General features: G+C 36.0%; 11 protein-coding genes. 6 read left to right on the top strand and 5 right to left on the bottom strand.

Annotated features, from left to right (window positions below; genetic code table 11):
- Window positions 1–46: 46 nt before the first annotated feature.
- From dapF to J2786_RS02160, 3 genes are all read left to right on the top strand, one after another.
- Window positions 47–814, top strand: a complete 768-nt coding sequence (gene dapF, locus J2786_RS02170) for a diaminopimelate epimerase (protein WP_047431954.1) — start codon at window positions 47–49, stop codon at window positions 812–814.
- 32 nt (window positions 815–846) lie between these two features.
- Window positions 847–1,872, top strand: coding sequence for an endolytic transglycosylase MltG (gene mltG / locus J2786_RS02165; RefSeq protein WP_310023763.1), 1,026 nt, complete (start codon window positions 847–849; stop codon window positions 1,870–1,872).
- Window positions 1,873–2,004: 132 nt separating this feature from the next.
- A complete protein-coding gene (locus tag J2786_RS02160; protein WP_047431959.1) occupies window positions 2,005–4,590 on the top strand; it encodes a TonB-dependent receptor domain-containing protein in 2,586 nt (861 codons plus the stop codon).
- Window positions 4,591–4,635: 45 nt separating this feature from the next.
- On the opposite strand, the gene J2786_RS02155 is transcribed toward J2786_RS02160, so the two are convergent.
- From J2786_RS02155 to J2786_RS02140, 4 genes are all read right to left on the bottom strand, one after another.
- Window positions 4,636–5,088: an adenylyltransferase/cytidyltransferase family protein gene (locus J2786_RS02155; protein ID WP_047431962.1), complete on the bottom strand. Its 453-nt coding sequence runs from the start codon at window positions 5,086–5,088 to the stop codon at window positions 4,636–4,638.
- A gap of 132 nt (window positions 5,089–5,220) precedes the next feature.
- Entirely contained in the window at window positions 5,221–6,243 is a 1,023-nt protein-coding gene (galE, locus tag J2786_RS02150) for a UDP-glucose 4-epimerase GalE (RefSeq protein ID WP_047431966.1), read from the bottom strand.
- Window positions 6,244–6,261: 18 nt separating this feature from the next.
- Complete coding sequence (locus tag J2786_RS02145; protein ID WP_047431967.1) at window positions 6,262–6,672, bottom strand: hypothetical protein; 411 nt, start codon at window positions 6,670–6,672, stop codon at window positions 6,262–6,264.
- A gap of 3 nt (window positions 6,673–6,675) precedes the next feature.
- On the bottom strand, window positions 6,676–7,800 hold the full coding sequence (locus J2786_RS02140; protein ID WP_047431970.1) for a DegT/DnrJ/EryC1/StrS family aminotransferase: 1,125 nt from the start codon (window positions 7,798–7,800) through the stop codon (window positions 6,676–6,678).
- A gap of 88 nt (window positions 7,801–7,888) precedes the next feature.
- Here J2786_RS02140 and J2786_RS02135 point away from each other — a divergent pair, with 88 nt between their 5' ends.
- Window positions 7,889–9,493 (top strand): S8/S53 family peptidase, encoded by a 1,605-nt coding sequence (locus J2786_RS02135; protein ID WP_047431973.1) that lies wholly within the window; start codon window positions 7,889–7,891, stop codon window positions 9,491–9,493.
- 221 nt (window positions 9,494–9,714) lie between these two features.
- On the opposite strand, the gene J2786_RS02130 is transcribed toward J2786_RS02135, so the two are convergent.
- The gene (locus J2786_RS02130; RefSeq protein ID WP_047431975.1) at window positions 9,715–12,249 is read right to left on the bottom strand and encodes a phosphoenolpyruvate carboxylase; all 2,535 of its coding nucleotides are present in this window, start codon (window positions 12,247–12,249) and stop codon (window positions 9,715–9,717) included.
- A 222-nt stretch (window positions 12,250–12,471) separates the two neighbouring features.
- Between J2786_RS02130 and J2786_RS02125 the strand changes: the two genes are divergently transcribed.
- Entirely contained in the window at window positions 12,472–12,876 is a 405-nt protein-coding gene (locus tag J2786_RS02125; RefSeq protein ID WP_310023758.1) for a hypothetical protein, read from the top strand.
- 37 nt (window positions 12,877–12,913) lie between these two features.
- A complete protein-coding gene (locus tag J2786_RS02120; protein ID WP_047431980.1) occupies window positions 12,914–13,522 on the top strand; it encodes a hypothetical protein in 609 nt (202 codons plus the stop codon).
- The last annotated feature ends 14 nt before the right edge of the window (window positions 13,523–13,536 follow it).

Genomic DNA, 13,536 nt, shown 5'->3' with positions numbered 1-13,536 from the left:
TTTCATTTAAAATATAGTAATTTTGCTTCTTTATTTAACAAAAAATATGGAATTCTATAAATATCAGGGAACAGGGAATGATTTTGTAATGGTAGACAACCGTGATCTCCAATTTACAAAAGATAAAGATAGTATTGAAAAATTATGTGACAGACGTTTCGGAATAGGTGCTGACGGTCTTATTTTATTGGAAAACGATCCTCAATATGATTTCAAGATGGTGTACTACAATTCAGATGGCGGTGAAAGCACAATGTGTGGAAACGGAGGAAGATGTCTTGTTGCCTTTGCTTTTTTCCTGGACATTTTTGAAGACAAATGCAAATTTATTGCTACAGATGGTGAACATGAAGCTGAAATCCATAACGGAATCATTAAATTAAAAATGATCAACGTGGATACTGTTTCCCATGACGGAAATGATTTTGTTCTGAACACCGGATCTCCCCATTATGTAAAATATGTAGAAAACCTGAAAGATTTTCACGTTTATGATGAAGGATATGGCATCAGAAATTCTGAAAAATATAAAGAAAAAGGAATCAATGTGAACTTTGTAGAAAAAATTTCAGATAATGAAATTTTCGTAAGAACCTATGAACGAGGCGTTGAGGACGAAACTTACAGCTGCGGAACAGGAGTTACAGCTTCTGCTTTAACTTTTCTGCAAAAACATAATCTAACCTCTGTAAAAGTTAAAACTTTAGGCGGAAACCTTAAAGTATATGCTGAAAAAAGCGGTGATGCATTCCAGAATATTTGGCTGGAAGGTCCTGCAAAGCAAGTTTTTAGAGGTAAGACAGATCTTCTTTAAAAACAAAAAACTTTTAATCAACATTGATAAGAATGAAAAAAGCAATTCTCATTGTCATTCTGCTGGTTTTTGTAGTGGCAGGATTTTTTGGTTTGAGATTTTATAATAAATATTTAGGAAACAACGTAGAAAAGGATGGTTACGTTCTGATTCCTCATAGAGCAGGTTTTAAACAGATCCTCGATTCTGTTGCTCCTTATATTAAAGACAGGGAATCTTTTGAAGCTGTAGCTAAGGAAAAAGGCCTTGATACAAATTTTAAAGCAGGGCGTTACCATATCCAGAGTGGAACAGGCAACAAGAACCTAGTCAATATGATCAAAGCAGGTAACCAGACTGCCAATTCCTACCGAATCGGTGATTTTGGAGATATGTACCAGATGATTGGTAAAGTGACTAAAAAAACGGAAATTGATTCATTGCATTTTGTCAATGACCTTGATGCCGTTGCACAAGAAAAAGGTTATAATAATGTTGAAGATTTAAAAAAATATTTTTTCATTGATACGTATAATTTTTTCTGGACAGTGAGTCCTAGAGAATTTTTTACCAAGTTCGAAAATCAATATCATGATTTCTGGACCAGTGAAAGAAAAAACAAAGAACAGCAGTGCGGTCTTACAAGAGATCAGATTTATGCCCTGGCTTCTATTGTTTATAAGGAATCGGGAGGGAAAAAGGACGAAATGAAAACCATTGCAGGATTATATTTAAACCGTTACAGAAAAGGAATGAAACTTCAGTCCGATCCTACGGTAATTTATGCAATCAACAAGCAGACTAATTTTAAAGAACCTATAAAAAGAGTATTATATAAGCATTTGTCTACACCATCACCTTATAATACTTATGCCAATGCAGGTATTCCTCCGGGACCGATCTGTGTAGTGGATAAGAATTCAATAGATGCTGTTTTAAATGCCGAAAACAACAATTATATATTTATGTGTGCTGATCCGGCAAGATTCGGATACCATAAGTTTACTGCAAGTGCTGAAGAACATGCGGTAAATGCCAAGGCTTATCAGGACTGGCTCAACTCAAAAAATATAAAATAGGCTTAGAAAGCACCTAAAAATTTATACAGTTAGAAAAACAATAAACAACCATAATGTTTTGATGATCAACTTGGTATGGAGACTCAAAACATTAAGGGTTATGCTTTACGATCTTATACAAAAAAATAACCTATGAAGAATAAGACAGAAATTGTCAATATTTTCACCAGAAAAGCTTTAGGACTTACACTAGTACTTTCAGCAGCAGCAATGGCTTTTGCACAGGAGAAAGCTGGAGTTTCAGGAATCATTGTCAACAAAAAAAATCAACCGGTTCCTTACGCTTCTGTAACTTTCAGCAATAAGGCCAACAAAACTTTAAGTGATGCTGTACTGACAGATGAAAAAGGGCAATATACCCTTCAGCTTATGCCTGGAGACTATGATATTACAGTAGAAGCCATTGATTACAAAAAAAGTGTAGTCAGCAAAAAGATTGCAACAGCAGGTAATATCGGAGCATTATCTATTGAAGCAGAATCCACCTCTACTGTTGATGGTAAAACAAAGGAAATACAGGGCGTTGTTATTACCGCATCTGCAACCAAAGCATATAAGGTAGAGCTTGATAAGAAAACATATGATCCTTCACAGGATATCGTGAGTAAAGGAGGAAACCTTCAGGATGTTTTAACCAATGTTCCTTCAGTTTCTGTAGATACAGACGGAACGGTATCTATGAGAGGAAATTCCAATGTAAAATTCCTTATCAACGGAAAGCCCTCTTCCCTTCTTGGAATAGATGATGGAGCCAATGCTTTGCAGAGTATTCCAGCGGATCAGATTGAAAGAATTGAGGTAATCACCAACCCTTCTTCTAAATTTGAGGCAAGTGGAACTGCCGGTATTCTGAATATCATTCTTAAAAAGGATAAAAAAATAGGATTCAATGGTAGCGTAACCGGAACTTTAGGCTATCTTCCAAGAACCAATCTTAACGCTAACTTAAACTGGAGAAAAGGTAACTGGACCTGGTTTTTAAATGGCGGCGGTGGTTATCAGAAGAACGAAAGCACCATGAAGAATACGACCACCAGAAAGGATGATATTGGCAGCCTGGCTTCTGATGCATTCCCTTTTACACAGTATTCTCAACAAAATGGTAAAACGACAAGAGAAAGTAACACTTATAATGTGACTGCTGGTTTTACTCATGACTTCAACGATAAGACTTCCATCAATTTCTCAGGAATGATCAGAAGTTTTGATACGGATCAGACAGGTCTTAATTCTTATAATGAAAGACTGTATACGACTCCTACTTCTGGTGTAAGCAATGTTTTAAGGGAAAGAAACAGCTACGGAAATAACACAAACCTGGCAACCCAGTTTGATCTTGGACTTGATCAGAAAATTGGAGATAATGGCCAGTTATTATCCGCATCTGCAAGTTACCAGACGAACAAAACAGACGGAATTAATAAAATTGTTCAAAGAACATTTATTGAAAATATTGTACAGCCAAACGGTAATATCACCAATAATGTAAGTACAGATTCTAAAACGGATACCTTCATTGGAAAAATCGATTATGAACTTCCAATAGGTGAAAAATCTAAATTAGAAGCCGGAGCACGTTATGATTATAACAGAAATACTTATAACTATTTTGTAGATCAAAGTTTGAACGAGCAACCCGCAACTACAAGGTTCGATTTCACAAGTAATACAGTATATTCTGAAAAGATCTTGGGAGTTTATGCACAGTTTAAAAGTAAGATTGGAGAAAAATTTGCGTATCAGTTAGGATTAAGAAGTGAGACTTCAAAAATTGACGTTAATTTTCAAAATTTTGATGTAAACGGAAACCCGGCAAATACTCCGGAAGTTAATAAAAACTATACTAAGTTCTTCCCTTCTGTATTTTTAAGTTATGATCTGGCAAAAAACAATCAGATCCTGTTAAATTATTCAAGAAGAATTAACCGTCCGAGAGCTTTCTCCCTGATCCCTTTTATGTCTTTTGATGATGACAGAAACTACTTCAGAGGAAACCCGAATCTTAATCCAACGTACGAAAACTCTTTTGAACTTGGATATAATCTTTCAAATAAAAAGATCACGTTCAATCCTACTCTGTATTTTAAAAAGTCTGAAGACGAGCAAAACAGATATCAATATGTAGATCAGACCGGAGCTGTAAACACCATTCCTTTTAACGTGGGTACGGAGACCAATTATGGTTTGGATCTGAACGGAACTTACGATCCTTACAGCTGGTGGAAAATAATGCTTTCTGCTGACCTTTACGGATATAAAAATACAGGAAGCTATAACTTATTCCCTGACAATCCAAAAACCTTAAATGATTTTTCAGGTTCAGGGTTCTCATACAGAATACGTTTTAACAATACATTTAAACCGACAAAAAACTTAAGCCTTCAAATTCAAAGTTTCTACAGAGCTGCTGAGAAAACAGCAATGAACAACAGAAAGGCAATGTATGGTATAGATTTTGGCGCGAGCCAGACCATTTGGAAAGGAAACGGAATTATAGGATTCAACATCAGAGACATCTTTAATACCAGAAAAATGAAAAACTTCTCTGATAATGCTCAGTTTACCCGAGAAATGGAAATGCAATGGCAGCCAAGACAATTTGCTTTATCTTTCACGTATAAGTTCAAGCAAGGTGAGAAGATTGATGCCAAACCTAAAATTAAAAAAGATATTAATTCCAATACAAAAGGCGACGAAGAACAAGGCGGCCCGATGTAACATAACAAAAATCCCGAAAGTAACTTTCGGGATTTTTTATTTCTGTTATTTTACAGGTTCTGCTTTTGCGTATTTTTCTTTTTCAGCTTCATAGATTCTTCTTCTCAGATCACTGGTGGAAAACCGATGGTCTCTTTTATTGAAAAATAGCTCAATCCCTTTTTCTTCACAGTATTTTTTACCTGTAAAGTCTTTGTCCATATAATCATCTCCAATGATTCTTACGTCAATCACAAATGATTTAAGAATATCCAAAAGGTCTTCCTCTGTGTAGTAAGGAATAATCTCATCCACAGCATTCACTGCCTTCAGTTGAATATATCGTTCAACAATAGTCTGGCTTGGCTTATTTTTAGTGGGACGGTCGTGGGACGGGTCAATCTGAAGTCCTACGATTAAATAGTCACATACGGTTTTAGCTTCTTCAAGCATTTTGATGTGACCTGCATGTAATAAGTCAAACGACGAAAATGTAATACCTATTCTCTGTGTCTTCATACTAATTTAAAATTAAAGCTTCCATGAATCAATGTTCTTAAAAATCACAACAGATATTCAGGAAGATGTTTTTGTAATTTGTTTTATGATCGTTTAAATGTTCTCTTTATGTAAGCATTTCTGAATGCTAAGTTATGAATTTCTGGTGTTCAGATATTTCTGCCATTCCCAAACCGTTCTTAAAGCCTCTTCCAAAGACGTTTCAGACTTCCAGTTGAGTTCTTTTTCAGCTTTTTCAGGGTTGGCATATGCAATAGTAATATCTCCTTCTCTTCTGTCGCAGATCTGGTAAGGCACTTCTACATTATTCGCTTTCTCAAATGCTTTTACCACTTCCAGTACAGATGAACCTTTTCCTGTTCCCAGATTGTAAGTATCTATGACAGCATCCGATGAAGGATCTTCTATCAGTTTCTTTAATGCTGCAACGTGTGCTTTTGCCAGGTCAACAACATAGATATAATCACGAACGGCCGTTCCGTCCTGTGTAGGATAATCATCGCCCCATATATTCAGTTTCTCACGAACTCCTGAAGCGGTCTGCATTACATAAGGCACTAAATTATTAGGAATCCCGATTGGCAATTCTCCAATCTTTCCGGAAGGGTGTGCCCCGATTGGATTAAAATACCTTAATAGTGATATTTTACTTTGATAGGCTTTTGCAAAATCAATCAGGATCTGTTCTCCCATTTGTTTTGTTTTCCCATAGACACTTTCAGGCGTTTTCAGCGGAGTATTTTCATCTATTGGCATAACATCTGCCTGCCCGTACACGGTACACGATGAGCTGAAAATAAAATTGGAGATCTTTCTCGTTTTAAATTCCTGAAGAATATTAATCAAAGAAAACAGATTATTCTCATAATAATCAACAGGAATGATCTGGCTCTCTCCTACAGCTTTAGAAGCAGCAAAATTGATACAGCCATCAATCTGGTGAGCATCAAAAACCTGAGTAAGAAGTTCTTTTCTTCTTAAATCAAAAGGATAAAAAACAGGTTTCTTACCAGTAATTTCCTCAATATTTTTTAAAATAAACCTTTCCGTATTGGATAAATCATCCACAATAACCACTTCAAAGCCGTTATTAAGAAGTTCTACTACAGTGTGAGAACCAATATATCCAAGGCCTCCGGTAACAAGTATTGTCATTTTTTCTTTATACTTTTACTAATCTTTGTCCTTTCCTATATTTTCTATTTCGTTAACTCCATTATAATTTTTCACTTTAAATACATTAACAATCAGTAAACTCAATATGAGGATAGTTAATAATTTAAAAGTAAAATGTTCTAAAATATTATTTCCATTTAAAAATCCAAGTAGCAAAGGGTAACCTAAAACAAAGATGGATAAAAATAAACTAAGATTTAGAAACAAAACAGCTTTATCATATTTTTCTACAAGATTGACAAAAGCAGATGAGTTAATAACTAACGAAATAGTAATAAGTAATGTTTTAAAAAGATTAAAGTCATTAAATATTTCAAGAACTGAAAATGCTGATATTATAAAAAAAACTAAGCTGATTAAAACTGCTAAGTAGTATACCAGCTTATATTTAAATATCTTTCTTTTCATTAATTATCCCATAAACTCAAGCACTGCATCTGTAATATACTTCAGCTGCTCTTCGTCTAATTCTGTATGCATTGGTAAAGAAATTACCTGATCCAGAAGCTTATCAGTATTCACGAAGTCTGCTGCATTACTTTCCTGAAAGTATGCTTTTTGCTTTCTTAGTGCTACCGGGTAATAGATCATCGCAGGGATTTCTTTCTCCGCTAAAAACTTCTGAAGTTCATTACGTTTTCCGTTCAGAATTCTTAAGGTATACTGGTGGAATACGTGAGTAGAATTCTCAGCTCTTTTCGGAGTCAGAATATTCGGGTTTCCTTCGAAAGCATCATCATAAAAGTCTGCTGCTTTTCTTCTTGCTTCGTTATAAGAATCAAGGTGAGGAAGTTTCTTTCTTAAAACCGCTGCCTGAATACTATCCAAACGTGAGTTTACTCCTACCTCATCGTGGTAATATCTCTCATACATTCCATGGTTTACAATTCCTCTTAAACGGTGAGCCAATTCATCATTGTTGGTGAAAATAGCCCCTCCGTCTCCGTAGCATCCCAGGTTTTTTGACGGGAAGAAAGAAGTGGTTCCCACAGTAGACATTGTTCCTGCCTGTTTTACAGTTCCGTCTGAGAAGGTATATTCTGAACCGATTGCCTGAGCATTGTCTTCAATAACGTATAGATTATGCTCTTCAGCAATTTTTAAAATTTCTTCCATATTGGCACATTGTCCGAAAATATGTACCGGAATAATCGCTTTTGTTTTGGGTGTAATTGCTTTTTTAATCTGTTCTGTAGAGATTGTGAATGTATCATAATCTACATCTACCAATACAGACTTTAATTTAAGCAGGTGAATAACTTCTACTGTTGCAGCAAAAGTAAAATCAGCCGTGATAATTTCGTCTCCTTCTTTCAGGTCCAAAGCCATCAGGGCAATTTGTAATGCATCTGTACCATTGGCACACGGAATCACATGTTTTACTTCTAAATAAGACTCCAATTCATTCTGGAAAGACTTTACTTCAGGACCGTTAATAAATGCCGCAGAATCCATTACATTCAAAACTGCATTGTCTACATCACTCTTTATTTTGTAATACTGACTTTGCAAGTCAACCATCTGAATTTTTTTCATATAATAAATATTTCTGTAAAAATAAGGAATTTAAAATCCTATCAAAAATTTTATTGATTTTGTTTTTATCTTTATACAAATAAATTTCATGAAAAAACTTTTACTCTTTTGTTTCCTAACAGGTTACCTGACCGTTTCCGCACAAACGGAGCTTGTTTTTGTTTACTTCACGGATAAGCCTAATAAAGCTGCTTTTTATGCAAATCCGCTGTCCGAACTCAGTCAGAAATCACTCAACAGGCGTACTGCACTCGGAATCCCGCTTAATGATCAGGATGCTCCTATTGAGCAGTCTTACCTTCAGAATCTTCAAAATTTGGGATTTGTTGTTACGGATTATTCAAAATGGCTTAATGGTGCGGCAGTCAATGCCACTCCTGCGCAAAAAACTTTACTGCAGGCTCAAACTTATGTTTCATCCGTTGAAAGTTTTGCAAGAAACAGCTCTGGTACTACGGTGAAAACAGCACCTGCAAAATGGAAAGATGATGCCAGCATCAATAAAACACTTACCAACTTCAATTATGGTTCTGGGGCAGGACAAATTGATCAGGTTAACATCCGGCCGCTTCATCTGGCAGGCTATACAGGAACGGGAGTTTCCATAGCAGTGATTGATGCAGGATTTCCAACGGTAAATACAGGAACTGCCTTTTCAAGATTGTGGACTAATAATCATATCAAAGCCTCTTATGATTTTGTTACCAAAACCGGAGATATTTATAATACGGCCCTCAGTACTCATGGTTCTGTCGTGTTAGGTGTTATGGGTGGATATCTGCAAGATGTTTTTGTAGGTGCGGCACCTGATGCTGATTTTTATCTTTACCGAAGTGAAAATGCAGCTGTAGAAATCCCCGAAGAAGAACTATACTGGATTGAAGCTGCGGAGGAAGCGGACAGAAAAGGAGTAGAAATCATTACCTCATCATTGGGATACAATATTTTTGACGAAAGCCGTTACAATTATACGTATGCCGATATGGATGGTAATACTTCATTCATTGCCCGCGGAGCTGGCATTGCCGCTGAAAAAGGTATTTTTGTTCTTGCCGCTGCAGGTAATTCCGGACAACAGCCGTGGCACTATCTTTTGACACCATCTGACAATGCAAAAGTGTTCTCTATTGGAAATGTGGATGCTGCCGGAAATGCCTCCCCTTCTTCTTCTTATGGACCCAATGCTCTCAGCGTGGTAAAACCTGACGGAAGTACTCAGGGAACCGGAACTACAACCGTTTATGATAATGCTACTTTAATTGTGAATGGAACTTCCATTGCGACTCCTATTGCTGCCGGAGGTGTAGCGTGTCTTATTCAGGCTTTTCCAACGATGAACAGGGAACAGATGAGAACAAAGCTGAGACAGACTGCTTCACTTTATCCTGCCCATTCGGATCAGATGGGATTTGGGATTCTTAATTTCGGAAGCTTATATAATCTTGTTCTGAATACCTCTGAGACTGTAAAAAAAGAAAAGTTCTCTATATTCCCGAATCCTGTAAAAACCATCCTGAATATAGCATCAGAGTTAGAAGTTCAGTCGTTAGAAATATATGATAATCTGGGAAGACTCATTAGAAAAAGCACCAATCAGAAATCCATAAAAGTAGAGGATTTTGCAAAAGGGACCTATTATCTTAAAATTCAGACGAAGGATAAGGTTTTCTATGAAAAATTCTTAAAGGAATAATTTTTTGTTTCCCGCAGATTATTCGGATTGAGCAGATTTATTTAAAACATAAATATTAGGTGATCTGTGGGAGATCTATTACTATTTTTGGTCGTATTACAACATAAAAATAAGTTTGAGCTAAAGCTCATTGAATGGTTTATAATAAAAAACGGGCTAAAGCCCGTTTCTATTGATATTGGTTATCATTTCGTTATGATCATTCTTATTTTAAAAATTGCTTATGCAGAGTTTCTGCTCGCATTAATATTCCCGAACAGTGAACGTGTTACCAGCTTTTCATAAGCTTCTTTGTTGCCTTCTCCTTTTTGAATCTTCATTAAAGCATATTGCTGAATACTCAACAGCGGAAGTACAATCTTTTCACGGATCTTCACCGATTTTCTGGAAAGCGGATCTTCTTCCTGAAGCATTTTAAATCCTGTCAGTTCCAGCATAATATCTCTTGAAAGCTCATATTCATCGAAAAGAACATTCCAGAATGCACCGAATTTCGGATTGTTTTTGATATAGTAAGTCAATGGGAAATAGGATTTGTTCATACTCATCATGGAGTTCAACACTAAAGTTTTAAAGAAATCCGAACCTTTATACAATTCTCTTACTTCTTCAAACCTGCCCTGCTCTTTCATCTTTTGCATGGCATATCCAAAACCGAAGAATCCTGGTACATTCTGTTTCAATTGCGACCATGATCCTACAAACGGGATTGCTCTCAGATCTTCAAATCTTAGCTCACTTCCGTTTCCTCTTTTTGAAGGACGGCTTCCGATATTCGTTTTTCCGTAATATTCAAGCGTACTCATTTCCTGAAGGTAGGGAACAAACATCGGATGCGCTTTCAGATCTGAATATTTCTTATAGCTGATATCTGCAAGCTCAATAATCAGCGCTCTTTCCTTTTCTGTAAGTTCTTTTTTTGAATTTTTGAATACATCATTTTCAACACCTGCTGTCAGAAGCTGTTCAAAGTTATATTTTGCCTGCTCTTTATTCCCAAAAATACTGGTAATCGTTTGTCCCTGAATGGTTAATTCAATCTTATTATTGGCAATTGTTTTTCCCTGAGAAGCATAGAAATCGTGGGTTTTTCCGCCACCTCTGGCTGGTGGTCCTCCTCTGCCATCAAAGAATACAACTTTAATATTATTCTCTTCCGAAAGTTTTGTCAGTACTTCTTTGGCTTTATAAATTTCCCAGTTGGCTTTTAAATATCCTCCGTCTTTAGTTCCATCCGAGAAGCCAAGCATAATCGTCTGCTGATTTCCTCTTTTTTCCAGGTGCTTTTTATAAACAGGATTATGATACAGCTCATTCATTACATGCTCTGCATTGGCAAGCCCTTCCATGGTTTCAAAAAGTGGAACAATATCCATATTGATGTCTTCATCTTTATAACCACAGATTTTAAAGAACGCATATACGTTCATAACGTCTTTTACAGCATCAGAATTGGAAATAATATAACGGTTCATTCCTCTTAGTCCGTTCAGGTTCTGGATATCCGTAACCTGTGAAACCGTTAACAAAGTATCTTTTACAATATCTTCGAAATCCTCCACATGAACCGTTTCTGAAATCTGAATAAGTTTGTTGAACTTCTGTTCGTAATCAGCCTCTTCATTTCCGTATAGTTTTGCATACACCTCATCAATAACTTTCTGGTGAATTCTGCTGTCCTGACGGATATCCAGTGTCGCAAAGTGAGTGCCGAAGATCATCACACGGTCTCTGAAATTAATCAAAAGATCCAAAAACAAAGAATTATGTTCGTTGATCAGTATTTTTTCTGCTTCATTTGCTTTCTTTAAAATATCTTCTGCTTTAATACTTTTCCCATCAAAAATGGCAGCATACAGTTCTTCACTTAATTGGGTCAACACTTCTGAAACGCCTCTGAAACTCAATCGTCTTCTGATAAATTTCAGATGGCTGTAGTATGATTTCAGAATTGCAGAACGAAGTTCTTCCGCTACTCTTTTCGTTACCTCTGCGGTTACAAAAGGATTTCCGTCTCTGTCTCCACCCGGCCAGAAACCCAGCTGGATAATATCTTCATGAAGGTGGAAATGGCCATTCCCGAAAGTCTTTTTGATCTTGGTAAAAAGTTCACCAATGGTGTCATAATATACATATCTCAGATAGGAAATAATACTCAGCGCTTCATCTATTGGAGTAGGTTTCTCCTTGTTGACGAAAGGAGTTTTCCCCAACTGCTGCAGAAGCATATCAATCTGAGTTACCGAATCACTGGTAATAGCTCCTCTCAAATCCTGAATAATTCTCTGTACCGAACTTGGATAAAACTGAGTAGGGTGTGCTGTAAATACAACCTTAACACTAAAATCTTTTAATTTTTCGCGTACTTTTTCAATTTTATGATCCTGAAAAGAACGTTCGAAAAGATTGGTCACTGTTCCGTTATCACTTTCAGAATGAAGATTGGGAAATGCAGCATCCTCAATACTATCAAACAAAACAACCTGTCTTTCTATATATTGAATGATCTTGAAAAGCAGTTCCAGTTTCTGCTCCTCAGTCTGAAGATCGGTATGGTTTTTAAAAAATTCTTCGACGATATTTTCAGGGGTTTTTCCTGCTTCATAGCCGGTTCTGCTTTCCTCATAAAGAAATGGAAGCAGCATTCCGATATTCGTCATTTTATCATAAGGCAGGCTCATAAATAATGAATTATAGATCTGGAACTTATTTTCCACAATCTGCCTGAATTTTTCTGCGCGTTGGTCGTGTATCATATTAACAAATGTAAGCGATTTTCAAATTAGTTGGATTGACAAATGGCAAAAATAAAGGACAAAAAATATTTTTTTTAAAAAATATTATAAATACTTTTTCCATAGTAAACAAACGATTAACTATGGGATATTTTTACAGGTTTTAAAATTATAGAAATGCGTTTTACTCATTCAGGATTAATATAATTTGATTAACTTTACTGTTAACGCTATCCATAATCCATGAAAAAAATATGTACTTTTTTACTCATAACACTTCTGATCATCTCTTGTGAAAAAGATTGTTATAATGCACCATTACCCGTCATTTTTGAGTTCGTCAATTCCAACAATGAAAATCTTATTACCAACGGGACATTAACTACTTATTCCGTTCAGGATGAAAATAATGTCAGTGTACAATTGTCCAAAACATCGGATAATAGAGTTCTTTTAGAAAATGTAGGAGCTTATAATGGGACAAAAAAGTATAAATTCTTTTCTAATATTAAAGACCTGGACTTTTCCATTCAATCATCAGAATTTAATGGAGGTTGTGATGGCTATCAAATCAATAAGTTAACGTTTACAGGTATAGATATTGATGTACCTGCTGAAAAAGGATATTATAAAATTGTATTGGAATAATTCTCTTTCTTAAATTTGCACCGGAAACCCATTCTTTATGAAAGTAATCATCGCATTTTCCCTGATTCTCTCTAATCTGCTTTACAGCCAGATCAAGGTTCCCGATGATTATAAAAAAATTCCTGATATTCTTGATACCGCAGATTATCTCTACCCTTTCATTGTTCCTGATAAAGAATATGCTTACTGGCGTGTTCTCAGTAATGATATGGATTATGAAAAAGCTGTCATTTATGAAAGCCAGGCTCCTGATTTTATGACCATTAATGAACCTGCTCCCGAAAGAGGTTTTTTCCAGAAATGTATAGGGAATAACTGTTTTTCGTACATTCTGGCGTGTAAAAATGAAAGATCTGTTTATTTTTCCAATGAACAGCAACTGAGAGATTTTATCGGAACGGTTGACAATCTTCCGGAGGCTATTTTATTGGCCAAAACGTATGGTTATTCGGTGGATACGAGTAACCGTTTTACAGGAGCATATAAAATTGAAGACCGCCATATTTCCATGTATCTGATGCAGTCTAAGGGTTGTCCGGCTGTGAAAGAATCTTTTTGGGTTAAAATCAACAGAAAAACCGGAAAGCTGGAGGCAAAAAGTAATGGCGTGTTTGGTAAAGATGAGAACTGTTCTTTTAATTTTTGAAAACACCAGGGCAA

This window comes from Chryseobacterium vietnamense (genome assembly GCF_031454475.1).
Taxonomy (GTDB): Bacteria; Bacteroidota; Bacteroidia; order Flavobacteriales; family Weeksellaceae; genus Chryseobacterium; species Chryseobacterium vietnamense.
This window is presented reverse-complemented; position numbering and strand designations above follow the sequence as displayed.

What these genes read in the sequence shown, in the direction of transcription:
- J2786_RS02140 (WP_047431970.1), bottom strand. Translation starts at nt 7,800, where the DNA reads ATGAAAAAAATTCAGATGGTTGACTTGCAAAGTCAGTATTACAAAATA.
- J2786_RS02145 (WP_047431967.1), bottom strand. Translation starts at nt 6,672, where the DNA reads ATGAAAAGAAAGATATTTAAATATAAGCTGGTATACTACTTAGCAGTT.
- J2786_RS02160 (WP_047431959.1), top strand. Translation starts at nt 2,005, where the DNA reads ATGAAGAATAAGACAGAAATTGTCAATATTTTCACCAGAAAAGCTTTA.
- J2786_RS02120 (WP_047431980.1), top strand. Translation starts at nt 12,914, where the DNA reads ATGAAAGTAATCATCGCATTTTCCCTGATTCTCTCTAATCTGCTTTAC.
- J2786_RS02125 (WP_310023758.1), top strand. Translation starts at nt 12,472, where the DNA reads ATGAAAAAAATATGTACTTTTTTACTCATAACACTTCTGATCATCTCT.
- J2786_RS02155 (WP_047431962.1), bottom strand. Translation starts at nt 5,088, where the DNA reads ATGAAGACACAGAGAATAGGTATTACATTTTCGTCGTTTGACTTATTA.
- J2786_RS02130 (WP_047431975.1), bottom strand. Translation starts at nt 12,249, where the DNA reads ATGATACACGACCAACGCGCAGAAAAATTCAGGCAGATTGTGGAAAAT.
- J2786_RS02135 (WP_047431973.1), top strand. Translation starts at nt 7,889, where the DNA reads ATGAAAAAACTTTTACTCTTTTGTTTCCTAACAGGTTACCTGACCGTT.
- dapF (WP_047431954.1), top strand. Translation starts at nt 47, where the DNA reads ATGGAATTCTATAAATATCAGGGAACAGGGAATGATTTTGTAATGGTA.
- mltG (WP_310023763.1), top strand. Translation starts at nt 847, where the DNA reads ATGAAAAAAGCAATTCTCATTGTCATTCTGCTGGTTTTTGTAGTGGCA.
- galE (WP_047431966.1), bottom strand. Translation starts at nt 6,243, where the DNA reads ATGACAATACTTGTTACCGGAGGCCTTGGATATATTGGTTCTCACACT.